Source organism: Chryseobacterium scophthalmum (assembly GCF_900143185.1).
Classification (GTDB): domain Bacteria; phylum Bacteroidota; class Bacteroidia; order Flavobacteriales; family Weeksellaceae; genus Chryseobacterium; species Chryseobacterium scophthalmum.
This window is the reverse complement of sequence record NZ_FSRQ01000001.1, coordinates 1,678,272-1,704,730: the sequence shown is the minus strand read 5'-3', so window position 1 is coordinate 1,704,730 and position 26,459 is coordinate 1,678,272. Positions and strand designations below refer to the sequence as shown.

Below are 26,459 nucleotides of genomic sequence, written 5' to 3'. Positions count from 1 at the left end.
TGCGAAGAACAGTAAATTCTGTACAAAACACAGAAATAATTGAAGGACAAGTAGCTCTTTTGATGTTCAGAATTAACCACCTATTTTATACTCTAATTTTTAAAATCCTAAAAATTGAGCACTAAAATTTATAAATCTTTAAAGAAATCGTTTAAATTTGCTGTTTTTAAAATTTAAACTACAGATTTGAAACATTTTTATCTCTATTTCTTTCTTTTAATATCGGCTTTTTACAATTCTCAGAAATTAGATACCATTTCCAGATCAAATTTGCAGGGTTCTGTAAGTATGCAGTTCGGGAAATTTCTGGGAACCAATGATTATCTCAAAGAACTTAAACATAGAGAATTTATCGGGGTTTCTGCAGAGCTTACCACACAAACAGATGGAAGCCAGGAATGGCACAGAAGATTTGGGAAACCTTATTACGGTGGAGGGATTATAGCTTTTGATTACCTTAAAAACAGTGAAATGGGAAAACCTTTTGCTGTTTACGGAACTTTTGGAGGAGTTATTAAAGAAACACCTACTCATTCCTGGAATTACGAGACAAGCGGTGGCTTCGCTTTCAACTGGACACCTTTTAATCAAGAAAAAGGGTACCTTAATCAGACTTTTGGTTCATCGGTGAGTATTTATATTAATTTAGGAGCTAACTATAAATATTATTTGGGAAAACATTTTGACTTAGGTTTAGGCTTAAATTTTAATCATTTTTCAAACGGAGCTTTGAAACTTCCGAATAAAGGAATGAATACTTTTTCTCCAAAACTTTCCCTTACTTATCATTTTGATGAAAGACAATTTGCTCCACATGATTCTTTGTCGGCATTTGATAAATATTCTACATTAGATGTAAATGTTTTTGGAGGCGTAAGGCATTCTATTTTTTATGGAGTAGATCCCGGTTTTCAGGAATCTGATGTTGATTTGATAGATAAATTTAGAGGTAAATATTACCAGAACTGGGGAATAGAAACGGTTTATCACAGACAGGTTACTTATAAATCTTCTCTCGGATTAGGAATTGGTGTAATGTATGACGAAGATTATAATCATAAATTTTATCAGGATGAAAATGGGGTCATTCAAAGCACAAAAAGATTTCAACGTGATCAGGTTTTGTTGAATATTTTCCCTTCTTACCGACTTTCAATTTCAAAATTTGCCATTCAGATCCAACCCGGATTTTATATATTTAAAAAAGAAATTGACCGACGTTATGATAAAACTATTTTTTATCAAAGAGTTGGGTTCCAATACACAGTCGGAAAGAATTTGTTGATAGGAATAGGTTTGAGATCATTTAAATTTCATAAAGCAGATTACATTGAATGGAGGCTGGGTTACAGAATTTTTAATAAAAAAAATCCGCAATTATTTTAAATGGAACGTTTGAAATTTAGCCCTGATAAGTTTCGCCATTCTATTTAAAACAAAAACACTAAATTTGCATCACATTTAGACGAAAATATCAATAATTAAAGTGCTCAATACGGAGCGCAACACAAAACAATTTATGAGTATACCTCAAGCAATTACAGAGTTGATTACTCTTGCAGACGGCAGAGAAATCACATTAGAAACAGGGAAACTGGCAAAACAAGCTGACGGATCTGTAGTAGTAAAAATGGGCGGAACAATGCTTTTAGCAACCGTAGTAGCAAGCAAAGAAGCTAAAGACGGTGTAGATTTCCTACCATTAACAGTTGATTACAGAGAAAAATTCTACGCTGGTGGAAAAATCCCTGGAAACTTTTTCAGAAGAGAAGCTAGACCTTCAGATCAGGAAATCCTGAAGATGCGTTTGGTAGACAGAGTTCTTAGACCATTATTCCCGGAAGATTTCCACGCAGAAGTTCAGGTAATGATTTCATTGATTTCTTATGACGGAGAATCTATTCCTGATGATTTAGCAGGTCTTGCAGCTTCTGCAGCGATCGCTATTACAGATATTCCTTTCAACGGGCCAATGTCTGAAGTAAGAGTAGTAAGGATCAACGGAGAACTTTCTATCAACCCTAAATTCGAAGATCTTAAATTGGCTGACCTTGATATCATGGTTGGAGCAACTAAAGATTCTATCGTAATGGTAGAAGGTGAGATGAAAGAAATTTCTGAAGCAGAAATGCTTGAAGCAATTAACTTCGCTCATGTTGAAATTAAAAAACAAGTTGAAGCTCAGGAAAGATTAGCTGAAAAAGTAGGTAGATCATTCCCTAAAAGAGAATACAGCCACGAAAATCACGATGAAGCAATTCGTGAAAAAGTGTGGAAAGAAACTTATGATAAAGTATACGAAGTAGCAAAAACTCCTTCTAGCAAAGAAGAAAGAGGTGAGAAATTCAAAGCTGTTTTAGCTGAATTCTTAGCTCAGTATGTAGAAGACGCTGAAGAATTAGAAAGAGTAACTCCTTTCGCAAAAGTATACTACCACGATGTAGAAAAAGAGGCGATGCGTCAGATGATTATCAATGACAAAATCCGTCTTGATGGTCGTGATCCTGAAACAATCCGTCCAATCTGGTCTGAAATCGATTATTTACCTGGAGCACACGGTTCTGCAATTTTCACAAGAGGTGAAACTCAATCTTTAACAGCTGTAACTTTAGGTTCGGTAAAAGATGCGAACATGGTAGACAGCGTAATGGTAAATTATGACGAAAGATTCTTCTTACATTATAACTTCCCTCCATTCTCAACTGGTGAGGCTCGTCCTTTAAGAGGAACTTCAAGAAGAGAAGTTGGTCACGGAAACTTAGCTCAAAGAGCTTTGGCAAATATGATCCCTGAAGAAAACCCTTACACTATCCGTATCGTTTCTGATATTTTAGAATCAAACGGTTCGTCTTCTATGGCAACTGTTTGTGCAGGAACCTTGGCTTTGATGGATGCAGGTATTCAAATTACAAAACCAGTTTCTGGTATTGCAATGGGATTGGTAACTGACGTAAAAACTGGAAAATTCACTGTACTTTCTGATATCTTAGGAGACGAAGATCACTTAGGTGATATGGACTTTAAAGTAACAGGAACTGCAGACGGAATCACTGCTTGTCAGATGGATATCAAAATTCAGGGACTTTCTATGGATATTATGGAGAAAGCGCTTCTACAGGCTAGAAACGGAAGACTTCATATCCTTGATAAATTAAATGAAACTATTTCTGCACCAAGAGAAGACGTGAAACCTCACGCTCCTAAAATGGTAATGATGGAAATCTCTAAAGATTTCATCGGTGCTGTAATCGGACCTGGTGGAAAAATCATTCAGCAAATGCAGAAAGATACCGACACTGTTATTGCAATTGAAGAAGTTGGCGAGATCGGAAGAATCGAAATTTCTGGTGTTAGCAGAGAGAAAATCAACGAGGCAATTGCAAGAATCAACGAAATTACTTTTGTACCTGTTGTAGGTGAAGTTTATCAAGGTAAAGTAGTGAAAGTAATGGATTTTGGAGCTTTCGTAGCGATTGCTAAAGGAACTGAAGGATTACTTCACATCTCTGAAATCGAATGGGCTCGTCTTGATAAAGTTCCTTACAAAGAAGGTGATGAAGTTGAGGTGAAATTTATGGGTTACGATGACCGTAAGAAAATGAAACTTTCTAGAAAAGTTTTGTTGCCAAGACCACCAAGACCTGAACAAAAACCAAGAGAAGAAGGACAGGGAAGACCAGAAGGACACAACAGACCTGAAAGACCTGCAAGACCGGAAGGAAAAGTAAACCCAGAAGGAAGAGACCAACCGGGAGAGCACAAGCCTTTGAACGAAGCTTAAGATTATTATAATCGATTATATTAAAACCACCGAATTTTTCGGTGGTTTTGTTTTATGTCATTGGGAGGAACGAAGTGACGAAGCAATCTAAACTTGATAATGTAATCTTATATATGATTGCATTGTTGCTATCAATAACTGATCTAGCTTGGGCGAGCGTTAAGCACTTGCAAGTAATAATAATATTTATGGAATTGAGATAGAACTCCTACGGAGTTCTGCTACTTCGTGATTTATTTTTCTACACAGATATTGCTCCTCCGGAGCATTAAGGCATGTCGGATAAATTTTTTTAGAGGCAAGAATGGTATTTTATATTATATCAATAGTATTTCATAAAGCAAGAATATAGTTTGCAGACGTAAAAATATAACTCGCAGACGGAAGAATATAAATTACAGACGAAAGAATATAACTTGATGATGCAAAAATATAAACCAATATCACTAAAATATAAAGTCAAATCGTGCCAATATAAAATGATATTGCAAAAAAATAAAGTTACATCGTAAGAATGTAACTTTAGATGGAAAGAATATTGAAATGGATCTCCGTTTTTAATCCTAGCGCTGAATCCAGCAGTCGTGTTGTCATTCTGTAAGAATCTCAATACACTAAAAACAGGGTAGTTTAAATCCCTATGAAATGGTAAACAAGCTGTTACCTATTGACTTCTTAACAATTACGGATATTCTTATCCTTATTGTTGATGATCTTATTCTTATATCGCTTTAGAAGAAGTAAATATTATTTTTGCTTCTTAAATGTAATGGGGGAAATCGTTGCATATTCGGGTGAAGTGGCTCCGTAAAGGCTTTTGACGTATTTTTTTACGTTTTGAGCGATGGAGTAGAGCCCTGTTTCTTCTGCGTATAAGATCTGGTCTCTTTCGATGAGCTTGATGTTGAGCTCGGCTTCGGTTTGGTCTACGAATTGGGTAGCGTTGATCAATGAATCTTTGTAACTGCTGAGAGTGGTTAATTTCAATTCGTCTTCATCCGGATCGTAATTGGGAATGGTTGCCAATAGCTGCAAAAGGATCCCGAAATTTTCTGCTTGCTGGGTGAATGACTGTCGGGAGTTAGAAATTGAGTTGTGGGTTGATGGTTGTTCGTCGTCAGTTTTTGCAGAAACTGATCTTTTCTTACGACTACTTTGAATAGAGCGGTTTAAGGATTTTGCCTGATCTAATGTTCCAGTCATTAATCCCAAAATTTCTAAGCGATTGATAATTCTGGTGAGGATAGGCTTTAGGTTTTCGAAAGCGGTCTGGCGCAGTGCGATAGCGTTTTTGTTGGCATTTCGTTTGTCTTCTACCTCGACCAATTTTGCATTAGCTGTAGCGTACAATCCCTGAAGATCAGCAACCGTAAGATTGGGTACCGGTGGATTGTAAAGCGTATAAACGGAAACTTGCTGTGAAAGTTTTTGTAGGTTAGCCACATTGCGGGCGTGCCCTACTTCAGATGTTGAAGGCATAATCATTTGTGTTTAAATTGTTTATTCAAATTTAAAAATTATTTTGAATTGAAGTGAGTTTTTTGGATGAAATATTTTGAGGATGAGGGGATTATGTTAAGTCTGAGGATAGAAAACCCTAGCGAGAGGTTAGGGTTTTTGGGGATTGTTGGGGGTAGTTTGGGGTAGTGTCGAGTTTGGAGTGTAAATCTGTGCTTTCGGTTTTTACTTACTTCTTAAAAGTTCGTCTATAATATCTTTTTTAAATTTAGAAAAAGGTCTTTTATGATAATCTTCTTCATTGATTTCTATACCAAATACCATTCTGTATGCTTCCTCTTTGGACATAGAGAATTCATTAAAAGTTTTATTTAACAAAATATTTAAGTAGTTTTTTGAATACTTATATCGTAAATCAAGTAAGTCTTTTAATTCTCTACCCGATTGAGTTCTATAAATCTCGTCAGTTTTGTTAAATTTAATTGTATTTTTAGTTTTGGTACATTCAGTTTTTGTAATTGCTATATAAGTATTTAATGTTTCATAAAAATAACTAAAAATAAATGCACTTTCCTTATCTCCTAAATAAGGATGCTGAATATTGTCTAAAGCCTTTTGCCATCCTCCATCAGGTGAGTTATTGTGCTTTAAGTGATTACAAGAATGACAACTAGGTATCAAATTGTAGAAGCTCAATGCTAAAATGTAAAATTCGAACTTTGGAAACCAATGATCTAATTCTGCTCTTGCTCGTTCTTTCGTTATTTGTGTGGTATAGTTTCTGTTGCAGTAAATGCAAGTATCAATTCCTAATTTTTCAAGAAATTCTTTATTGTTAAAATTTAAATAACCTGTTTGTATAAAAAAACTTTTAATATTACTCTTTTCTGATTTTGATAAGTATAATTTTGAAAACTCGTTATGGATCTGAAGTAATACTTTAGGTTTACCAGATATGATTTCTTCACTATAGTGGCTTAGAAATTTAAGAAAACAATTAGGTAAATATACTTTGTTATTATCTCGTGTAATAAATTTTTGATCAATAATTTCATTAAATCTTTTGCTTACATAATTAAAATGAAAACTAATTGCTTCTTCTGAGGGATTAATTTTAAGCATTATAAATTAAATTTAATTTTTAAATAATCTATTTCTTTTTGAGCTAATTCTTTTTGAAAATCTTTGTTATCTTTTAATTCATCAATCATTTCGGCTAATTTCATTCTTAAAACAGGTTCGTCTATTATTTCGATAATTTGTTTATGATAGGAAAAATCTCTATTATTTAAATTATAAGGATTTTGAGATTTATTATCTTTCTTAAGTCTTTCAAGATTTATCCACTTTATAGTTGCTTCAATTTTACTCTTGGCATAATCGCCCATTAAACCATCATTAATGAAAAAACTATCAGCTAACAAATCTGTAATATTTGCGCCAAAAGAGTTCTTATTTTCAAAAGGTTGTGGAACTGATAATTGAGTTTTTTTACCATTTCTTTCTTTTACTTCTGTTTTCAAAAACAAAATATTTTGTTTTGGGATATCAGATAAAATAAAGGGAGAATGGGTTACGAAAAGAATATTTATTGCTTCAATATTTGGAATATGTAATTTATTGATTCCATTCAAAAGATTATTAATGTATTGGCGTTGCATTTCTGGATGTGCGTATAATTCTATCTCATCAAGAATTAAGTTTATATATGGGTATTTGTATTCAAACTTATTATTAAAAGTAGAATTTAGATTGATTAAATGATATAGAATTGAATTTGTTCCAAATATTTGTTGCTTTTCTCCTGAACTTAACATTGAAAATTTATTACCTACATCATCATTAAATATAAAATCAATTTCAAAAATTGATGGTGGAAGTAAACTAATAACATCTATTGAATATTTATCTGCTCTATTGTTGATTATTTTAGAATAATCAGAAAATATAAAGCTCTTTTGATCTTCTTTAAGATTATCTTTATTAAAATAATTATATATCATATCACTACCTTCTATTTTATTGATAACAATAAAATTTATTGCTTGTCTTATTTTATATGTGATATGACTATTATCAGTAGAAAGCTTGTTTAAAAGAGTGGTTATAATGTCAATATTTTCACCACGTATTTTAAATTCATTTTCAATAATTCCATAATCTGAATAAATAATATAGTTGCGGATAATTTTTCTTAGTTTTCTAAAAATATAATTGATACAAGCACTATCTAGTTCATTTATTGAAAATGTAGATTTTTTTATTTTTTTTTGATCTACTAAATTCTCATTTGCATTGAAGAAATCAATTAGTGAGTCTATGAACTTAGTTTCAACTTCAATATCTGAGAAAAGCTTATTATCTATTTCCTGTTCATTGATTGAAATCATTAAATCGGTAATATATGCGTTTGGGGTAAGTTGCCGTAAACTTTCATTAATTAAAGTATTTGCCATTAATCTATCTCTTACCAAATTATTTTCACTATTTATATCTATTTTTCCATGTTCACGATAAGGATTTATAACGATAGGAGTTTGATAACCGTCATTTTTATGAAAAAGTCGTTCTATCCAATCCCCAACTTCTTCCGAATTTAAACCATAAAGGGAATAGTTTACAATAAGATTATAAAAGAGTTTTGAAATAGTTTTTATTTCTCCATTTAGATATTCCTGGTCCTCATTATGTTTTAGATCTTTAAAAAGAACATTATTAAATTTATTTTCTTTAAATTCAAAGAAATCAAACTTGAAGTCTTCGCTCTTGTCTTTCTTTTTAATTAAGAAATAAACATCATTAATTTCAAAATAGATTTCTAAATACAGATTCTCTATATAATATAAAATATTAGTATCAAAAACATATTTCCATTTTGCCAAAGATTTAATTAATTCTTGATCATTATCTTCTACAGCCTTATTATGTATTTTATCAAAGTAATTTATTTTTTCTTTTTTGTAAAAATTGTAATCACTTTCATTTTTAAAAGGAGTTTTGTAATCTTTTAAATTGAAGTATTGATCCTCTAAATCTATAGCTACATCAGAAAAATCTATGATTTTAATAATTCCTTCGGAAACTGCAAGATTATAAAAAGAAGCATAAAGTAGATCTACAATACTGCTCTTTCCACTACCATTTTTACCAACTATTGCTGAAATATTAATTTCTGTTTTTCCTTGATTATAAAGATTTTCAGGAACAGTTTGTTTTAACTTTTCAATATTGATAACATCTTTAGTCTGATCATTATCCTCATAATGAAAAATGTAATCATTGTAAAATTGATAAGTTTGATTTGGAATTAGGTTTTTTAAAAAAATTGTATTGCAGCTATCGAGGGGTCTTATAGCAAGTAATTTGAAACTCATGGTTTTTGTTTTTTCCAAATATATGATTTCTACATAAAAAAAAGATTACGGAAAACCGTAACCTTATAATTAAACAATTTTGATTCCTGCGTAATAACAAAGAGAAGGTTTGAAAATTAGAGATTGCTTCGTCACTTCGTTCCTCGCAATGACAGTTATTATTTTCTCACAATAATTTACCCATTCCCAATTCTCTGCTTCAAATCATCTGCACCACCGGTTTTTCTTGGCTGTCCGTTTTTGGATGAACCAAAATTGTAGGTATAAGAAAGTGTTGCAACACGGGTTTCTCGGCGAACCACAAAATTTTCGATGTAATTGGAGTAGACATTTCTTGCTTCAGGATTGCTGGTGAAGAAAATATCGTTAAATGAAAACTTCAGAGTACTGTTGTTTTTAAATTTCTTCTGAGCACCGATATTAAGATACCAGTTCGGTTTCAGATCCATATAAGCATAAACTTCTCTTGCTCTGTAATTTCCTGTAAGCTCGGCTGTAAAGCCGTTTCCAAGCTTAAAAGAGTTGATGCTGTTGACATTGAAAGTAAAATTTCCCTGATTTTTAATATAGGTTTCAGCAATATTTCCGGTGTAGCTTCCGTAATAGAAATTGGCGCTGTTGTTCATATCCCACCATTTTGTCACTTTTATAGGTGCAATAAGGTACAATCCTAAATAAGATGCCGAACTTAAATTATCATTGGTCTGCACCACCACAATATTGCCGTTTTCTACAGTTGGTTTCAGAACATCGGTGATATTATCAGACGTTTTGCTATAACTAAATGTTGCAAAATATTTGTTTTGTAAGCTGTACGTCAATTCATAATTCATTGTTGTTTGTGGGTTCAGATCAGGATTTCCGGCTTTGTAAGTTGTTGGATCGAGATAAAATTTAAAAGGATTCAACTGATTGTAGCTTGGTCTTGTAATTCTTCGGCTGAAATTCAGTTCAATGTTATTTTTTTCACTCAAATCATAAGAAAAAACAGCACTAGGAAATAATTGGGTATAATTCTTTTTGTTAACCTGATTGGTTGTTATCTGATTTCCGGTAACGTTGGTATTTTCTGCTCTTAAGCCAAATATTGCACTGAATTTATCCCATTTTTTAGAAACATTTCCATATAAAGCATTGATGTTTTCTTCGTAAATAAAATGATTGGTCTTGTTCTGATCAATAATTGAAACTCCCGAAGTAGCATCAAAAAACTGCATATCGTTATCTGCTTTTACAAAGCTGGTTTTAATTCCGGTTTCTATTTTCCAGTTGTTTTTTAAGCTTTTAGATAGATCAGATTTTAAAGAATAAATATTCAGAGCTCCGTTGATGTCACCTTTTAAAATATCAAAACTATTAAGATTTCCGTTGATGGCGTAGTTTCTCGTATCAAAATTCTGGAGCGAAGTATTTGAATAATTGATATAATCGAAATCGGTGGTCAGTTCAGAACCCAAAGAATCAATCTTATATTTATGATTAAGGTTAAAAGAAATATTTTTCCAGTGATCTTTTGATCTGTTTTGTGAGGTGAAAGTACTTTCTGGAAGTTGATTACTGCCTAAAACCAAACTCGAATTATCACCTCTCGGATCAAACCTGTTGCTTACAAAACCAGCCGAAAAACCAATGATGTTTTTATCATTCAGATAATAATCCATTCCGGCTTTTGCGATATGATTTCTGAAATTAAATTTCAAATAATTATCCTGCAGATAAGCTTTTTCAAAGTTTCCGCTGTCATTGTAAAAGTTTCTGTCTAAAACCAGATGATTGTAAAATTCTCTATAGGCAAAACCATAATTCGCAAAAATATTCACTTTTTTATTGCGGTGATTGATGCTGAAATTATTATTGTTTTTAATATATTTTCCGGTTCCCAAAGAAGTGGAAAGACTTCCGTTCGTACCTTTTCGCTGATCTTTTTTAAGCTTAATATTGATGATTGAAGTTCCCGCAGCGTCGTATTTTGCTGATGGATTGGTAATAAATTCTACTTTTTCTACGCTCGAAGAGGGAATTCCTCGAAGATAATTGGCAAGATCAGTTCCGGTCATCGGAGTATTTTTACCGTCGATCTGAATGAGAAGATTTCCTTTTCCACGCAGACTGATGTTGTCGCTTCCGTCAATATTTACGCCTGGAGCTTTTTCCAGCACTTCAAAAGCGGAAGTTCCTGTTGCTGCGATGCTGTTTTCTACGTTCAGGATCATTTTCCCGTCTTGTCGCTCGATATAAGGTTTTGCTTTGGTAATCGTAACGGCTTCAATCGTTTTTTCGTTTAAATGAATAATGGGAAGGTTGGTGTTTTCTTTTACCGAAATTAGGTCAGATTTATACGCTTCAGAACCGCTTTTGTTGATCTGTACAATATAGTTTCCATCGATAAGATCATTGAAAGTAAATTTTCCGTTTTGATCTGCAATTTCTGTTTTTACCAGTTTGTTCTCAGAATTGAATAAATTAATTTCAACCTGATTTACTTTGCCTGAATCGATACTTCCTGAGAGAGAATGACTTTGAGAAGCAATAGTTTGTGCCGAGATTTTAAGGCTGAAAAGAGACATCAGCCAAACAAAAATAAATAGAATTATTCGTAGCATGGTGTTTTATTTTTTGGTGTTAATTGTGTTTTGTGAAATTTTTAATAATGCATTGTTCATGATTTGCAGTTCTTCTTTGGAAACTCCTTCCAAAGCTATTTTTCTGTTTTGCTCTACTATTTTCTGAACTTCTTTAATGATTTTCAGACCTGTGTCTGTTACTTCAAGGTTGGTTTTCCTTCGGTCTTTGCTGTGAACTGTTCGGATTATATATTCCGATTTTACCAATAAATCGATTATTCTTGTTACCGATGCATTGTCTTTAAAAACCAGATCTCCAAGTTCATTCTGAGTGATTCCGGGGTTTTCGAGAATTGCTTTTATGATTAGCCATTGGTCGACTGTTATGGTAAATCCATGAAGTTTAAGCTGTCTTTGAGCATAATTTCTGTATGCTCTGATTGCTTTATCGATATTGTAAAATATAATTGAATCTAATTTTTCCATAATGAATTGTTTTAATAATGACTTATCAATTATTGACATATCAATTAATTTGTTGCTGGATTTATTTATTTGTTACAACCTGAAAGAAATATTTTATGAATATCCTTTTTAATAATTATACTTCGTTGAACAGAAAGTCATGCAACGGATTTTAAAATCTGATTGTTTTCAAGTTATACAAAGGCATTTTACATATTTTTGAAAGACAATATTCAAAATGTATAACGAGTTTAATTATTATTTTCTTAGCAAAAATATTTTACCGCAAAAGGTGCAAAAGAAATAATTAAAAGATAGAAGTTCAAAAGTTTACAAAATGTAAAAGAAACTGAGTTATCAATTTTCTTTATAAACTTTTGAATTATTTAAGGATTGTAAAATCTACTTGAATCTTTTATTGGCGAAAAAAATGTCATGTACGAAGCAGTATTTTAATGAAGAAAAAAGGACTTTATAAATTATTGAATATGAAAAAGTTAGATTTAGCATAAATCCCAATAATATTTATCGTATATTTGCAAAAGCAATTAATAGAAAGGTTTTCAAGCTTTTGTTTCAGGCAAAGTTTAAAACATTTATTTTTCTCTCAGTTTTCACATTTCAGATGCCTCAATTTATTCCTCAGAAAATACTTGTGTCGGCAATCTTTTATTATTACTGAAAAACTATAATACCTTTCTGATTTAATCGGGAAAAGTATTTGGTTATAATAAGATAGATTTCAAAAAGAAGTTTTATCTTTAACAATCAGCACGTAACAAATAAATTTTATACAATATATGGCGGATTCTTTCTCAAAAAAAGAAAATTTCAAGAAAAAAGTTCAGAAAGCAAAAGAAAAAGCTCAGAAAAGAGAAGAGCGTAAAACAGTCAACAACAAAGGTAAAGGTCTTGATGACATGATCATGTATGTTGATGCAAATGGTCAGTTGACTTCTACACCACCTGACAACAGCAATGTTGAAGAGTTTGATATCAACAACATCCAATTGGGTGCAGCTCCTATTGAAGCTGAAGAATTGGTAAAAACAGGAATTGTAACATTTTTCAGTGAAAAAGGTTATGGTTTTATTACAGAAGACGGTTCTAAAGAAAATGTTTTCTTCCACAGTAATAACTGTATGGAACCTATCAAAAAAGGAAATAAAGTATCTTTCGAAAAAGAGAAATCTCCGAAAGGTTTTGTTGCCGTAGAAATCAGAATGGTTAAATAATCATTCGTTTTTGGTATTGAAACCCGATAGATCATATCATATAAAAGGCTCCGATTTGGAGCCTTTTTTGTTTTTAATTACAGTATAAGGAATTTCTTATCTCCACTAAAATTTTGGTTGTTTTTTCCAGATCCGGTGTGTCCGGAAGATTAGACTTTGAATGATGATGTTCGATTGATTTAATCAGTACTTCAGCTTTATTCATTACATTTTCATACGACCAGTTTCCGGCTTTGATGTCTAACAATTCGTCTCGGTTTTCCACTTTAATTTGTAAAGAACCGGTTTTGAAAATCTGTTCACAAGACTGCAATAACCGAATGGTGTGCATCATATTTTTGCTGTCGTAGTTTTGTCCATGATTTTGATTGACATTATAACGGTCTTCGTTCCTTTCTGAAACCCACTTCCAATAGTCGCGGTAATCTTTGCAATAGGTAGAGTAGGCGTCGAGATTACAAAACATAAACGCCAAAGATTCTTCACCTTTCGGAATTGATGAAACGGAAACCTGATTGGCTTCTTCATTCTGAATAATTCCTTTGTAGTTTAAATCTCCCGATTCATCATAGAAAAGCGCAAACATTCCTTTGGTATTGTCGATGTTGACTAATCCACATTTTTCTTGAATTAAACCACTTTTTTGCAACCATTTTTTCAACGGTAGAGAGCTGTTATTTTCTAAAATATAACAGAAATCAAGAATCGATTTTCTTTCTTTATCAATCGGATTAAGGATTTTTTTATTGAGACCTTTTGCTTTTTTGATTTGTGAGATCGCATATCCAGCAAAAGTATCTTTGCATAATTTGGAAAGAAAATCTTCAGGTTTCAGTAAATTCATCAACGGGTTTTTATGTTGAATACAATCTTCCGGACTTGCCAAGATTTCCAGAATATTCGGATTGTTTTTTTGCAATAATTCTACAAATCTTCCAATCTCATAATAGGTAATATCATTCGTCTCATTAGAAATCTGCGGAATATAATTTAAGCCAAAAAAATCATCTTTCGGTAAATAATACACTCCCCGAATATCTGTATCTGAGTTTTCCGTTGCGAGTCCGAAAGAGCGGCTTCCGGAGATGGATTGGAAGAGGATGAGGTTGCGGGATTTTAAGTCTTGGATGGTCATTTAGAATCCATATTTTTCTTCACGTTTTTTGAATGCTTCTTTACCTCCTTCGACTATTTCGGCGATATGTTCTCTAATTCCCATACTTTTTAATAGGTCTTTACAATCTTTATCATTAAATGAATCTTCTAAAGCACCATTTATATAATCAAACTTATATGGACTATCGCTATCACTATCATTCTGACCATTTTGGTTGGCAACAATAATATTTTCGGCATCTGCATTTACTACAATATTTGGATTATGAGTTACTAAAATAATTTGTCTCTCTCTTTTTCTTAACTTTAAATATTCAACTAATTCTTTGGAAACAGAACGATTATCTAAATTGTCTTCTGGTTGATCTATTAGTATGGGGCCATTATCTTTGCTAAGTTTGATTATTAATTTTAATAGTACAAAGCTAGCTTTACCTGTTGACATTTTATGGATATCATCATTGTCTGATTTTACATCCCAATGATCAAAAAAATAATCTGTCAATACTTTTTTACAAGCATCTCTTTCTGTATTATTACCCTTTAATATACCTGGATTATCTTCAATTTTCTCAAATAGATTTTTTAAATCATTTTTTATATAATTAAAATCAATTTCTGAAAGAGCAGATTTTACATTATTATCCCTTTCATATTGATATAAATACTTACAATTTTCATTATTAAATTTCTTTTGATTAATAATAGATTCAACCATTTCTCTGAATTTAGGGAAATTATATTTAATAGAGCCTATAATATCAATCTTATCATCCTCATTTTCGATAGAAGATATTCTTGGTTCTAATTCTTCTAAAACCTTTATATAAAGTTTAAAATTTTTCTCCAACTCATCAAAAATTTTCTGTTTTTGTACTTTAAGGTTAGCGATGTTATCATCAATTTCTTTTCTGAATTGGTGGATTTCACTTAGTTTTTTCTGATCTTCAGAAATACTCTTTTGAATAGATTCAATTTGCTTTTGATTAGCAAATTTTTCAGTAAAAGGTTTTAATTTATTCTCTATATCAATCTGTTCTTGTTTAATTTTCAACAAATTTATTTTAAATATATTTTCTTGAATAAATTTTCCTTCTTCATTTTTATTTATTTCATTTTCTATATTATTAACATTGTTGAGAGCATCTTCTATAAAATTGTATTTAGGCAAGAAAGTAGTTTTAATAGTATCAACTTCTAATGAATCATTTAAAATACGTTTACGATTTACAAATTCGTTAAGAAATCTTTTTACTTCATCATTGAAATTTTTAATTTTATCAGAATCAGAATTTATTTTGCTCTCTTCAATTTTTAGTAAATTTATTCTTTCATTTAATTTATTATATTCTTGAGATTCATCAGGCGTAAAACTAGCACTTAATTGCTTTAGTTTATCTTTATTAGAAGCTACTCCTTCTTCAAGAGCTTTAGTAGCTCCTCTCGTTAATAATTCTTCTTCTTTCTTTTTAATAGCTTCTTTTAACGAAAAATAATAGTCTACGTCTTGCTCTCTTTGTCGATCATTTCTCATCGCATTCTCAACAAAATCATTATACTTTTTTCTAAAGTCAGGTTCTTCTAATATTAAATCTCTTATTAACTTTTTTAGAGTATTCCCACTCTTTCTACTTTTATCCACCAGATTAGATAGATGATTTTGAGGGATATATTTTATACTAGGTAAAATACTGGATTGATTAGATCTATCTACAATTAATTGTTCACTACCAGAGAATAATTTTACTTTGAAATTAAAGCCATTATCCCCCTCAGAAAGATCATACAAATCCTTAAATTTATTATCGTCTGAGTCTTTATATTTTAGGATATTATTTTTCAATAAATCTTCATCAGCATTATTCAATAAGACTTCTGCATTTAAGGTTCTGGCAATTTTATATAGCAGTATTGATTTCCCCGATGATTTTCCTCCGATAATGACATTTAAATTTTTATTAAATTTTATAATTTCTGGTGTAAATTTATTATCTGATGATTGGAAACTTACTTCTCCAATCATTAGGTTATCTAATTTTTCAGATTCAGGTTCAGCTATTTGAATTTTTATTCTTTCACTAGGTTCGTATATGATTTGTTTTAAACCTTCAAATGTTGGTTCAGCTTTTATCCAAGTAAATTTTTTACCTATACTATCAAGACTGTGGGCGTCGCTATTTTGTAAAAGTGGTCTTTTATAAGCCATCCAAAACTTCGCATCTTCATCAATGTTCTTTGGATTATCAGTAGAATGGATAAGAATATCAGCATGTTTCGTTAATTTTTCATAATTTGTACTAGTTCGGGCATTACCCTTTCCCCTAGATAAAAAACCAATTAAGTATTTTCCTCGTAAACCAATGGATTCTTCTTCTAAGCATTCTTTCAACTTATCAAAATTAATTACAGCATTTTCGAAATCTGATTTTTCATTTAAATCTATACATTTTTTATCATTTCCACTAATATTTACATTCATATTATGTAGAAACTTCTCTATGTTTTCTTTTTCGACACTGTTAGAAAATATAATATGCAAATCGAGACAGTCGTCTTCTTTATTTTGATAATCTAATCTAATTTCAAGATTCAAAAATGTTGTTATTCCTTCTTTTTCAAGCTTATCCTTTAGTTCAAACTCTCTGTTGTCAAATTTAAAGTAATTTGTTATTCCAATGCAGGAGATATTTTCATTCTTTATTTTTTCAATAAATTCGCTTTCTTCACATTTATATCTATTTAAAAATGTGTAAGGTGTGTGAACATGTAAATCCCATTTTCTCCACTCTGAACCTCTGTTAACTGCCATAGTTTTTAGTTTTTTCTAATATATTAATATTTAGTATAATTCTCCAACAAACAAATATATTCCTAATCCATAAAAAAAGATTACGGCTTCCCGTAACCTTTATCTACGTCAATATCTCCCTAAAAACCTTCTCCATTTCCACCTTATCCGTATTTCCACCTTTCAAACTTTTGGCTCTTTCCTCATTATCTAATATCACTTTTTCCAAAAACTCAAACAATTCCCAATCATTCGGATGGTAATAAGATTCTCCTTTGGTAGCTTTTAAGGCAACAAGATTTTCTATTTTGGTTCTTGTAAAATCATCCACTAAAACTAACAATTCACTGAATAAAACAGGAGGAACAGTTCCTTTTTCTAATATCCATTTTCCGGTCAAAGCAGTTCGAAGACAGTAGAAATAAGATTTCAGTTTTATTTCATCGGCTCTGCAGGCTTCCAGATATTTCTTGCTCATGCTCAGATAATGGTAAGAAACCGCTATTGGTGAAAAAGCAGAATCTGCTAAAGGTTTAAATAAGTCGTGAAATTTTTCATTTTTCACATAAACGATAGGAGAGTAGAACCAACTCAATAAAGCTGCATTCGATTTTAATAAGAGATGAAAGGTCTTTCTCAAATCCCATCCGGAACCATCCAAATCATCTTCGGTCATAAATTCTATCGTTTCATCTTTATCCCACGGTGAAAGATACCAATCTTTTTCGTGGCGGTATATAAAGCGTATATCATAATCGCTGTCTGGAGAAGCAAAACCCCAGGCTCGGCTTCCAGATTCTACTGCAAGAAGTATTTCTATGTTTCTTTTTACCTCTATTTCTTTTAATTTATCTAGTATTTTTGGTGTCATTGTTTTAATTTATATTGCAAAGTAAAAAGGGAGGTGCGCAATGTTTTTGCGTTGTGGTTTTGGGTTTAGTGTCGGAGGGTTTGAGATTTTTTATATTCAAAATATAATTGAGGTTGTTGGTAAATCGCAAAGACGCAAAATTATTTCGAAGCTTTATGTTTCAAGGCGCAAAAATTTTATCTGTGATAAAATTGAGTTGCGAAAACCTTAAAACGAAACATAATTTGCTAGAAATCTTTGATTTTCTTGCGTCTTAAAAGCAATAGTATAATTTAAAGTCTTTGCGCCTTTGCGATTTTCCAACTTTACTATTTTGTTTCAAGACAAAAGAAAATTAAATATCTGTTTAACAAATAGATTTTAGTAATTTGCAAAAACATACAATACATCAATGTTAGCAGACGAATTACAACACAAAATTGATTTCAAAACAAAACCTTTAGGAGCATTAGGATTTTTAGAAAATCTGGCTCATAAAATCGGTATGGTTCAGCAAACCACTTCACCAAAACTAATAAAACCTCACATGGTTGTTTTCGCAGCCGATCATGGAATTGCAACTGCAGGAGTGAGCGCTTACCCGCAGGAAGTTACTTATCAAATGGTAATGAACTTTTTAGGTGGCGGTGCAGCAATTAATGTATTTTGTAAGCAAAATAATATTGACATAAAAATTGTAGATGCGGGAGTGAATTTTGATTTTCCTGAAGGATTAAATTTAATTCATAAAAAGGTTAGAAAGTCAAGCAGAAATATATTGGATGAACCTGCTATGACGAGTGAAGAATACCAACAGGCTTTGGAAAACGGAAAATCTGTGGTTAAAGAAATTGCAGAAACGGGTTCTAATGTCATCGGTTTTGGTGAAATGGGAATTGGAAATACGTCGGCTTCTTCATTGATGATGAGTCAGTTATTTGATATTCCGATTGAAAATTGCGTTGGAAGAGGAACGGGTTTAAATGATAGTCAGCTACAGAATAAAATTGATATTCTTTCAAAAGCAATAGAAAAATATCCTCATTTAAAAACTGCAGATGAAATTGCTCAAACTTTCGGAGGACTCGAAATTGCCGAAATGATTGGAGCGATGCAGGAAGCGTACCACCAAAATATGTTGATTTTAATTGACGGATTTATCGCAACGGTTGCCATTTCTGTTTTGTTTAAAAAGAATTCTGAGATTTTAAATAACTGTATTTTCTGCCATGTGAGCGACGAATTTGCGCATATCAAATTATTGGAATTATTAAATCAAAAAGCTTTGTTGAATCTCAATTTGCGAGTAGGCGAGGGAACAGGTTGCGCATTGGCTTATCCTATTATTCAAAGTGCCGTTAATTTTCTAAATGAAATGTCGAGTTTTGAAGATGCTAATGTTTCAAATAAAGAATAAATGAAAGCTGTAAAGAATGAACTGATTTATTTTGCAACGGCGCTGATGTTTTTTACAAGAATTCCGGTTCCTTTTAAAATTCCGTATTCCAATGAAATTATGAACCAGTCTCAAAAGTATTTTGCCTGGGTTGGATTGTTGGTTGGGTTGATTAACGCGGTTGTTTTATATGGCTCTTTTCAGCTTTTCAATTTAGAAATTGCCATTGTTTTAATGATGAGCGTAAGTGTTTTGTTGACCGGGGCTTTCCATGAAGACGGGTTTACCGATGTGTGTGACAGTTTTGGTGGTGGTTATGGCAAGGAAAAAATCATGACCATTATGAAAGACAGTCGTGTCGGAGCTTATGGTGCGATTGGAATTATTTTGTTGTTTGCTCTAAAATTTCTCAGCATTAAAGAATTGGAAAGTTTAGATGTAATGAAAACTTTAACCATCATTATTTTTGCCCATACTTCAAGCCGGTTTATCGCCGGAACAATGATTTATACGCATCAATATGTGACAGATATTGATGTGAGCAAATCAAAACCTTTGGCGAATAAAGCATTAGACGGAAAGTCTTTAGCCATTAGTTTTATGGCTGTTTTATTGGCTTTTTCTTTAATTCCCGATTGGCGATTGATTTTTGCTTTGCTTTTTGCGTATACCGGAAAAATATATTTGGGTTGGTATTTCAAAAAACACATTGGAGGATATACAGGTGATTGTTTGGGAACGGTGCAGCAGGTTTGTGAAGTTTTATTTTACTTAGGAACAATTATCGTATGGAAATTCATCTGATTCGTCATACTGCCGTGGAAAATCCGGATAATCTGTGTTATGGATTTGCCGAAATATCTTTGTGTAAAAATTATGTTGAAGATTTTAAATCGATTCAAATTGATTCCGATTTTGATTTGATTATTTCGAGTCCGTCTCAACGTTGTCAATCATTGGCAAAACATTTTCAGTTTCATTATCAAACTGATGAAAGAATTAAAGAAATGAATTTCGGAGACTGGGAAATGAAAAAATGGACAGAAATTCCGAAAGAAGAAATTAATCTTTGGTATGACGATTTTATCAATGTAAAAGCAACAAACGGTGAAAATTTATTAGAAATGCAAACCCGTGTTTCTGAGTTTTGGAATGAATTGATTTTAAAAGAAAGTAATAACAAAATTTTGCTCATCACTCATGCCGGAGTCATTCGATTAATAATTCAGTCTATTCTCAAATTCCCTTTGGATAATATGTTTAATCTTCAGATTGATTATGGAAAAAGAACTGTAATTGATGTGAAAAGTGGTTTGATTTCAATTAAGAATATTAATATATAATTCTCTTACAGATTAGTTTGATTTCGCAAATAATTACATTTATAAAATCTGCTTAATTTTCTAAATCTGCGAGAAAATAAAAATTAAATTCTAAGGTTCGGTTCTTTGGTGAAACGCAAAGACGCAAAGTTTTTTAATTCATTCTGTTTTTAAGGCGCAAAGATTTTATCGAAGATAAAATTCTCTTTGTATAAATAACTTTGAATTCTTAACGTAACGATTTTGTTTCTTCTGTATTAAGACAAAAGGAAAATAATGATTTAAAAAAAGCAATCATTTCAAGATTTTTCACTCAAAATGACAGCTAAAATATTATTTGAAAATTTTGGTAAAACTATCTTTTTCCAAGGTTTCTAAAGAGAAATCAAAGTCTGCTTCTTCTTTTTCTGAAGTGATGATTGCGCCCAGTTTTTCTATTAAATGATTAAAAGAAATTGATTCATACCATTGCTGATACAACGCATTCGTCGCCATTGCAGAAACTTCAGAAGTTCCTGAAACATGAGAGTTTCCTGCTCCGAAATTTAATAAGACGAAACATTGTTTTCCATCTTTTGGAAGTAGCATACCTAAAATCGTTTGTTTCTGAACCGAGTTACACTTAGCTTCCGCAAAGAGATTGTTAGGATTCATCATATAATCATAGGAAATATCATCTCCTTTTCCTATAACGATTTTATAACCACAATTAGAATCTCCGGAGAAAACACTATTCATTACAAGCGTTGGAGTATTTAAATATTTGTTGGCATAAAGATATTCTACAGCACCATTTGGAGCAGAAGTCATATCTCCGGAATACATCAATTGTCCGTTATCTTGATTATAGGCTGCATTCCACCCGATTTTTCCGGCGATATTCAATCCGGAAAGGTCAAGGTCATTGGCTCCCCAAGCATCTTCCCAGTAAATTCCGACAGCCAGTCTTTCTCCATAAAATCTCGTTCCGGTCGGAATATTTCCAACAACCATTTTCTCAGAGGTAGGTAAACCAAATGCTACATCTTTAGGGAAATAGAATTTCTTTTCAGAAAGATTATATTTTGATTTTAAGTAATTTAAGATAAAATCATAGTTTAATTCATTCACAGAAGTAGCAGTTCCTTTTTTTGTCCAAGATTTTCCGTTTCTGATTCTGTAGACAAAAATATTCTGGCCATACATTCTAGAATAACAAGCCGATAAAGCTTTAAACAAAGCAAAAGGTGTGGCATTTTCTAACCAATTTAAATCGCTGTTTTCCAACAGAATATTAGTAGCATTGTTTAATGGATTTGAAATTAACGGTTGATGGTAAACTTTTGACAGTTTTGAAATTTTATTAATCGTTTTCGGCGCTCTGTTTTTATAAGCTAAAAACAAAGGCTTGAATCGGTTAAAGATCTCCGCCATTTTTTCCAATCCGAAGTTTTCAAACAGATAAGTTGGATTAAATTTACTTTTCTTGATATCATCTATTAAGTCATTGCTTTTAATTAAAAGCGTTGTTCTGGTTGTTTTATAAATTACATAACGGAAAAATTCAACGGAATTTTCGGGATAAATATCGTATCGGTCGGCAATTTTTATCACCGCTTCTTTGTTTCGGATATTTTCTTTTCCTGTGAAATCATACTCCAGTTCGGTATGCAAAATATAAAGCAGGTCATCAATTGTTTCCTCTTTCAAAGCAATACCTGATCTCAAAAGAGAAAGACATTTTTCCTGCATTTCTTCTTGAGTATAGGCTTTAATTACTTTAAAAGTTAGCTTCAAATCAGGAACATTCAACACTTCTTTAGGGATATAAATTTCATTTTGAAAATCACTTCCATATGTTGAAATATAATGATTGATTTGTTCGATCAATAATTCAATTCTAGAGCTTTCTTTAATTTTCTGCCACGATTTATGAAAGGTTTTGTTTAAATCATTTCCATTTAGTTTTTCTTTTGAATAATAAGAAATAATTTCTTTTTTAGCCCAAAATGCATCAGACTCAATGATAAAACCGGTATCTGAAATAAATGGTTTTTCATTAGATTTTTTTGCCAATACGGCGTTGAATAATTTTAATGTTTTCATTGTTTTTAATTTTAAAAAAATAAGTGAGGAGTATGTTCTTTTAAGTGAAATATATAGGAACTCCTTTTACCTATAGTTTTATAAAAGGCGGGGAGTAATTATCCAAATATAGGAACTCCCTTTGCCTCGTAATTTGTAAAAAGGCGGAAAGTAAATGTGGGAAATCAATAGGAACTTTCTTTGCCTTAAATTTTGTGAAAAATGAAAATGATTAATTGTTGAATATAAACATTTTCAATATTTTGAGGAACAGGCAGGGCTCGAACCTGCGACCAACAACCTTAATTCATAGGAACTTTATTTGCCGTAAGCGAAAAGTAATCCTGTTGCTCTACCATCTGAGCTACTGTTCCCACCATTATGAAATTTTAAAAAAATTAAGCTTTTCTAAACTTTTTTTTCTTTTTCCAAGGCGCATTTTTCTGTACATCTCCCGCCATAATACATCCGTAAGGCATCACTTCATCCAATACTTCACACAATCCGTATTCTTCAATCTGAGCTCTCACGTTTTTTGCACTTTTATAAGCACTCGGTAATTCAGAAATATCAATATCATTGGTGAAAAATCTGATATCCAAACCTTTTGTTTCTTCTTCAAAAATTTCTTCAATCGTTTTATGGGCCAGAGATTTTTTATGCTGCGTTCTGCTGAAATTTCTTCCTGCTCCGTGTGGTGCAAATCCAAGATTTCTGTCGTTCGTTTTTCCCTGAACAATCAAAACCGGTTCCGACATGTTCAGCGGAATCAATCTCGGACCTGTAATATCCGGCAAAAATTTATCATCCAGTGGAGTGGCTCCTTTTGCGTGGTAAAATAAATCTCCGTCTCTGAACACAAAATTATGTTCGTTCCAATATCTGTTTTGTCTTTCAATATTTAGCTTTTCTAAAGTCGCGTTATGAATCGATTCGTGGTTTTCTTTCGTCCAGTTTCTTATCAATTGCAAAGCTTCCCAATATTGCTTCCCTTCTTCGGTTTCATACGGAATCCATGCATTTTCTCTCAAAGTTTCTGGCGAAATTTCCTGTCTGAATCTATTCGCGACTTTCATTCCTTTATCATACAACATTGCTCCAGGAGCTCTCGACCCGTGATGAGTCACTAACATTGTATTTCCTGTGTTTTTAGAAGCTCCAACAAATAAAAAATGGTTTCCATCGCCTTGAGTTCCCATATGAGAACGGGCAATGCTGATTAATTTTTCATCATTCAAAAACTCATTTTCTCTGAAAGCATCCATCAATTCCTGAGACATTTCCATTTGCTCACCTCTCGGTCTTCCTCCATATCCGAAATGGGTGATAGAATGAGCAGCATCTAAAACTTCTTTAGGACTTGCTTTTCCAAAATCGGTTAACATAACGGAACAGCAAATATCTGCGCTATGAAATCCGGGATGAATCGCATTTTTTGCAACAACAACTCCGCCAACCGGAATATGTCCTTCCGATCCTGTCGGACAAGCATCGGGCATAATGGCGCCTTCAATCAACGTTGGCGTTTTCATCAAAACTTTCATCGTGTTGATTACTTTTTCTACGTTATCATTTTCACTTTCATGTTCCGCTTTGATGTTGATGATGAAATCTTTCGGTTCCGCATGCAACGGAATAGGTTCCGGAGATTTGAATTGCTGCAAATATTCAGAGATTTGATTTTCATCCAATTTATTTTCGTTGATATATTCTAATGCTTCTGCAAACCATTTTCCTGGTCTGTATCCTAAAGCGATCAATTCATTTCCTGTAATCGTATTCATATTTTTGTTTTTTATTTGACTTTGTCTAACCACTTTGTTAGGTTTGGGCAGCTTTTTCCGCCTTCCACTCCCGCTTTTTTACTTCACTTCGTTTCGTAAAAAGAGCTCCGTTCAAGTCGGGCTGCGAAAGATTAGACTTTTTATTACTACTTTGTCATTTTGTTGATGCAAAATAAAAACATAAGTGTGCAATCTTTTTGCGTAGATCAATTTATTTTAATTATTTTTGAAAAAATTAATTGTAAATCTGGAGTCAGAAATAATTTGTTTCTAAGAAAAGCCACAAGGTGGCAAACTGATATAGAAAAATAAAGATAATGATGTATTAAGCTTTGTAGGAGCGGTCTGTAAAAATCTATCGACAGAAAAAGATAGCATTCCTACGGAATGCCCAATGGTGTCCTTTTAAATTTCTACACAGATATTGCTCCGATGGAGCAGATTTTATGATTAAAAATTAACTTATTCAGAAATATTAAAAATAAAAATATGTTATTCGAACAATTAGAAAAATCAGCGGAGGAAATTCAATTTAAAGATGTTATTGCATTTATTGATGAACATTACGACTTTACTCCAACTAAATTTACCAACGGAAATACTGTAAATGAAGCCAATCAAAACAACGGTTCGTGCAAAGTTTTCAGTTTTGCGAAACTAAATGACCTCTCAAAAGAAGAAACATTAAATCTCTTCGGAGAATTTTACAGAAAAGATGTTTTGCAGAACCCTGAAGGAACAGATCATCAAAACATCAGAAATTTTATGGAATTCGGTTGGGACGGGATTTCTTTTGAAGGAAAAGCTTTGGTGAGAAAATAGATTTGTTTATTCATATAGTTTGTCATTCCGTAGGAATCTCTGCAAAATTTTTATAAGTAGTTGCTTAGATTCCTACGGAATGACAAATTGGATGTTCATTTTAAACCACCCCGTCAAAAATTCTACGAATTTTCGCCACCCCTCCAAAGGAGGGGAATTCATCCTGCTTTAGTCTTAATCTAAACCTCAACCTATTTTATGTCATCTAACAAAAACGCTTTAATTCGCTACAAAACTTTAGATAAATGTTTGAAGAATAAGTACAAAAAATACACTTTGGAAGATTTGATCGACGAATGCTCCGAAGCGCTTTTTGAATTTGAAGGCAAAGAATCTTTCGTCAGCAAACGTACGGTACAACTCGATTTGCAGAATATGCGAAGCGAAAAGTTTGGTTATGAAGCGCCAATTGAAGTTTTTGAAAAAAAATATTACCGTTACAGCGACCCAGATTACAGTATTCATCAGATTTCAGTGAACGAAAATGACCTAAAAGCGATGAATAATGCGATACAGATCTTAAAGCAGTTCAAAGATTTTTCGATGTTCAAGGAAATGAATGGTGTGATTCAGAAGTTGGAAGATTCTATCCATTCTACCAGCCAAAAATCGATTATTCATTTAGATAAAAATGAACAGTTGAAAGGTTTGGAGCATATTGATGTTTTGTATGAAAATATTTTAAATAAAAAGGTTTTAAAGATTTGTTATAAAAGTTTTAAGGCAAGAGAAGAGAATATTCTGACGGTTCATCCCCAATTACTGAAAGAATATAACAATCGTTGGTTTTTGATTTGTTGGCACAAAAAAGCAATCTACAATTTGGCTTTAGACCGAATGATAACCATTGAAACAGACCATGAAACGGAATATATCGATAAAGATTTTGATGCAGACCGCTATTTCGGGGAAGTGATTGGAGCAACCGTTTCAGAAACCCAGCGACCTCAAAATGTTGTGTTTTTTGTTAATTCAGAACACGCGCCTTACGTAAAAACCAAGCCATTTCATCATTCTCAGGAAATTATTAAAGAAGATGAAAGCGGAACGACTTTTAAAATTTGCGTACAGCTGAACTTTGAACTGGAGCGAATGATTTTGGGAATGGGAGAGTTTTTAACGGTTTTAGGTCCGAGAAAACTGAAACAGAGAATTGCTAAAAGTATTAGAATTGCTCACTCAAATTATAATGCTCAAAATACAACAAATGAAGAGTCATAATTCTATTTAATTAAAAACTTGGCTTGAAAGTTGTAATTTAATTTCGAAAATAAAATTATTATGAAATCCAGAATATTAAAAGCTGTCGTAGCGCTTGTTGTGCCAATTGTTATAGACTTTATCATTAAAAAAGTTACCGAGAAACTCGATAAAAACAAAGAAGCAAAAGATGTGAAATCAATTCCTTCGCCTCACTAGAAAATATAGACCTTCCTAATT

General features: G+C 32.2%; 19 protein-coding genes and 1 tRNA gene. 9 read left to right on the top strand and 11 right to left on the bottom strand.

The window, feature by feature from the left end; genetic code table 11:
• The first annotated feature begins 186 nt into the window (after positions 1–186).
• Together BUR17_RS07645 and BUR17_RS07640 are read left to right on the top strand one after the other, a co-directional pair.
• Positions 187–1,386, top strand: a complete 1,200-nt coding sequence (locus BUR17_RS07645) for an acyloxyacyl hydrolase (RefSeq protein WP_074229714.1) — start codon at positions 187–189, stop codon at positions 1,384–1,386.
• Positions 1,387–1,519: 133 nt separating this feature from the next.
• Positions 1,520–3,781 carry a polyribonucleotide nucleotidyltransferase gene (locus tag BUR17_RS07640; protein ID WP_074230257.1) on the top strand — a complete coding sequence of 754 codons (2,262 nt, stop codon included), beginning with the start codon at positions 1,520–1,522 and terminating at the stop codon, positions 3,779–3,781.
• Positions 3,782–4,528: 747 nt separating this feature from the next.
• Here the strand turns inward: BUR17_RS07640 and BUR17_RS07635 are convergent.
• The 5 genes from BUR17_RS07635 to BUR17_RS07615 form a co-directional block, all read right to left on the bottom strand.
• Complete coding sequence (locus BUR17_RS07635; RefSeq protein ID WP_074229713.1) at positions 4,529–5,260, bottom strand: hypothetical protein; 732 nt, start codon at positions 5,258–5,260, stop codon at positions 4,529–4,531.
• A 204-nt stretch (positions 5,261–5,464) separates the two neighbouring features.
• Positions 5,465–6,361: a hypothetical protein gene (locus BUR17_RS07630; RefSeq protein ID WP_074229712.1), complete on the bottom strand. Its 897-nt coding sequence runs from the start codon at positions 6,359–6,361 to the stop codon at positions 5,465–5,467.
• Complete coding sequence (locus BUR17_RS07625; protein ID WP_143747541.1) at positions 6,361–8,613, bottom strand: AAA family ATPase; 2,253 nt, start codon at positions 8,611–8,613, stop codon at positions 6,361–6,363. The genes BUR17_RS07630 and BUR17_RS07625 overlap by 1 nt, the downstream gene beginning before the upstream one ends.
• Before the next feature lie 176 nt (positions 8,614–8,789).
• Positions 8,790–11,216 carry a TonB-dependent receptor gene (locus BUR17_RS07620; RefSeq protein WP_084550453.1) on the bottom strand — a complete coding sequence of 809 codons (2,427 nt, stop codon included), beginning with the start codon at positions 11,214–11,216 and terminating at the stop codon, positions 8,790–8,792.
• Between the two features lie 6 nt (positions 11,217–11,222).
• The gene (locus BUR17_RS07615) at positions 11,223–11,663 is read right to left on the bottom strand and encodes a MarR family winged helix-turn-helix transcriptional regulator (RefSeq protein ID WP_074229709.1); all 441 of its coding nucleotides are present in this window, start codon (positions 11,661–11,663) and stop codon (positions 11,223–11,225) included.
• A gap of 779 nt (positions 11,664–12,442) precedes the next feature.
• On the opposite strand from BUR17_RS07615, the gene BUR17_RS07610 reads away from it, so the two are divergent.
• Positions 12,443–12,877: a cold-shock protein gene (locus BUR17_RS07610; protein ID WP_066680898.1), complete on the top strand. Its 435-nt coding sequence runs from the start codon at positions 12,443–12,445 to the stop codon at positions 12,875–12,877.
• 73 nt (positions 12,878–12,950) lie between these two features.
• On the opposite strand, the gene BUR17_RS07605 is transcribed toward BUR17_RS07610, so the two are convergent.
• From BUR17_RS07605 to BUR17_RS07595, 3 genes are all read right to left on the bottom strand, one after another.
• The gene (locus tag BUR17_RS07605; RefSeq protein ID WP_074229708.1) at positions 12,951–14,012 is read right to left on the bottom strand and encodes a nucleotidyltransferase domain-containing protein; all 1,062 of its coding nucleotides are present in this window, start codon (positions 14,010–14,012) and stop codon (positions 12,951–12,953) included.
• Positions 14,013–16,802 carry a TrlF family AAA-like ATPase gene (locus tag BUR17_RS07600; protein ID WP_074229707.1) on the bottom strand — a complete coding sequence of 930 codons (2,790 nt, stop codon included), beginning with the start codon at positions 16,800–16,802 and terminating at the stop codon, positions 14,013–14,015.
• Between the two features lie 103 nt (positions 16,803–16,905).
• Positions 16,906–17,652: a nucleotidyltransferase domain-containing protein gene (locus BUR17_RS07595; protein WP_074229706.1), complete on the bottom strand. Its 747-nt coding sequence runs from the start codon at positions 17,650–17,652 to the stop codon at positions 16,906–16,908.
• Between the two features lie 391 nt (positions 17,653–18,043).
• Between BUR17_RS07595 and cobT the strand changes: the two genes are divergently transcribed.
• The 3 genes from cobT to cobC are packed head-to-tail and all read left to right on the top strand — an operon-like array spanning position 18,044 to position 20,370.
• A complete protein-coding gene (gene cobT / locus BUR17_RS07590; protein ID WP_074229705.1) occupies positions 18,044–19,048 on the top strand; it encodes a nicotinate-nucleotide--dimethylbenzimidazole phosphoribosyltransferase in 1,005 nt (334 codons plus the stop codon).
• Positions 19,049–19,831 (top strand): adenosylcobinamide-GDP ribazoletransferase, encoded by a 783-nt coding sequence (locus BUR17_RS07585; RefSeq protein ID WP_074229704.1) that lies wholly within the window; start codon positions 19,049–19,051, stop codon positions 19,829–19,831.
• Complete coding sequence (gene cobC / locus BUR17_RS07580; protein ID WP_074229703.1) at positions 19,816–20,370, top strand: alpha-ribazole phosphatase family protein; 555 nt, start codon at positions 19,816–19,818, stop codon at positions 20,368–20,370. The genes BUR17_RS07585 and cobC overlap by 16 nt, the downstream gene beginning before the upstream one ends.
• A 312-nt stretch (positions 20,371–20,682) precedes the next feature.
• Here cobC and BUR17_RS07575 read toward each other — a convergent pair whose 3' ends face one another.
• From BUR17_RS07575 to BUR17_RS21220, 3 genes are all read right to left on the bottom strand, one after another.
• A complete protein-coding gene (locus BUR17_RS07575) occupies positions 20,683–22,434 on the bottom strand; it encodes a hypothetical protein (protein ID WP_074229702.1) in 1,752 nt (583 codons plus the stop codon).
• A gap of 245 nt (positions 22,435–22,679) precedes the next feature.
• Positions 22,680–22,787: transfer RNA gene (locus tag BUR17_RS20755), tRNA-OTHER, on the bottom strand.
• 24 nt (positions 22,788–22,811) lie between these two features.
• Positions 22,812–23,612 carry an RtcB family protein gene (locus BUR17_RS21220; RefSeq protein ID WP_378086542.1) on the bottom strand — a complete coding sequence of 267 codons (801 nt, stop codon included), beginning with the start codon at positions 23,610–23,612 and terminating at the stop codon, positions 22,812–22,814.
• A 1,074-nt stretch (positions 23,613–24,686) separates the two neighbouring features.
• Here BUR17_RS21220 and BUR17_RS07565 point away from each other — a divergent pair.
• The 3 genes from BUR17_RS07565 (at position 24,687) to BUR17_RS20855 (ending at position 26,438) form a co-directional block, all read left to right on the top strand.
• Positions 24,687–25,019, top strand: coding sequence for a HopJ type III effector protein (locus BUR17_RS07565; protein WP_074229700.1), 333 nt, complete (start codon positions 24,687–24,689; stop codon positions 25,017–25,019).
• Between the two features lie 198 nt (positions 25,020–25,217).
• Complete coding sequence (locus BUR17_RS07560) at positions 25,218–26,240, top strand: helix-turn-helix transcriptional regulator (protein ID WP_074229699.1); 1,023 nt, start codon at positions 25,218–25,220, stop codon at positions 26,238–26,240.
• Positions 26,241–26,300: 60 nt separating this feature from the next.
• Positions 26,301–26,438, top strand: coding sequence for a hypothetical protein (locus BUR17_RS20855; RefSeq protein WP_167594293.1), 138 nt, complete (start codon positions 26,301–26,303; stop codon positions 26,436–26,438).
• Positions 26,439–26,459: the final 21 nt, after the last annotated feature.

Bases quoted from the DNA above. Each gene is read 5' to 3' on its own strand.
- BUR17_RS07640 (WP_074230257.1), top strand. From the start codon at position 1,520: ATGAGTATACCTCAAGCAATTACAGAGTTGATTACTCTTGCAGACGGC.
- BUR17_RS07635 (WP_074229713.1), bottom strand. From the start codon at position 5,260: ATGCCTTCAACATCTGAAGTAGGGCACGCCCGCAATGTGGCTAACCTA.
- BUR17_RS07630 (WP_074229712.1), bottom strand. From the start codon at position 6,361: ATGCTTAAAATTAATCCCTCAGAAGAAGCAATTAGTTTTCATTTTAAT.
- BUR17_RS07625 (WP_143747541.1), bottom strand. From the start codon at position 8,613: ATGAGTTTCAAATTACTTGCTATAAGACCCCTCGATAGCTGCAATACA.
- BUR17_RS07620 (WP_084550453.1), bottom strand. From the start codon at position 11,216: ATGCTACGAATAATTCTATTTATTTTTGTTTGGCTGATGTCTCTTTTC.
- BUR17_RS07615 (WP_074229709.1), bottom strand. From the start codon at position 11,663: ATGGAAAAATTAGATTCAATTATATTTTACAATATCGATAAAGCAATC.
- BUR17_RS07610 (WP_066680898.1), top strand. From the start codon at position 12,443: ATGGCGGATTCTTTCTCAAAAAAAGAAAATTTCAAGAAAAAAGTTCAG.
- BUR17_RS07605 (WP_074229708.1), bottom strand. From the start codon at position 14,012: ATGACCATCCAAGACTTAAAATCCCGCAACCTCATCCTCTTCCAATCC.
- BUR17_RS07600 (WP_074229707.1), bottom strand. From the start codon at position 16,802: ATGGCAGTTAACAGAGGTTCAGAGTGGAGAAAATGGGATTTACATGTT.
- BUR17_RS07595 (WP_074229706.1), bottom strand. From the start codon at position 17,652: ATGACACCAAAAATACTAGATAAATTAAAAGAAATAGAGGTAAAAAGA.
- cobT (WP_074229705.1), top strand. From the start codon at position 18,044: ATGTTAGCAGACGAATTACAACACAAAATTGATTTCAAAACAAAACCT.
- BUR17_RS07585 (WP_074229704.1), top strand. From the start codon at position 19,049: ATGAAAGCTGTAAAGAATGAACTGATTTATTTTGCAACGGCGCTGATG.
- cobC (WP_074229703.1), top strand. From the start codon at position 19,816: ATGGAAATTCATCTGATTCGTCATACTGCCGTGGAAAATCCGGATAAT.
- BUR17_RS07575 (WP_074229702.1), bottom strand. From the start codon at position 22,434: ATGAAAACATTAAAATTATTCAACGCCGTATTGGCAAAAAAATCTAAT.
- BUR17_RS21220 (WP_378086542.1), bottom strand. From the start codon at position 23,612: ATGGGAACTCAAGGCGATGGAAACCATTTTTTATTTGTTGGAGCTTCT.
- BUR17_RS07565 (WP_074229700.1), top strand. From the start codon at position 24,687: ATGTTATTCGAACAATTAGAAAAATCAGCGGAGGAAATTCAATTTAAA.
- BUR17_RS07560 (WP_074229699.1), top strand. From the start codon at position 25,218: ATGTCATCTAACAAAAACGCTTTAATTCGCTACAAAACTTTAGATAAA.
- BUR17_RS20855 (WP_167594293.1), top strand. From the start codon at position 26,301: ATGAAATCCAGAATATTAAAAGCTGTCGTAGCGCTTGTTGTGCCAATT.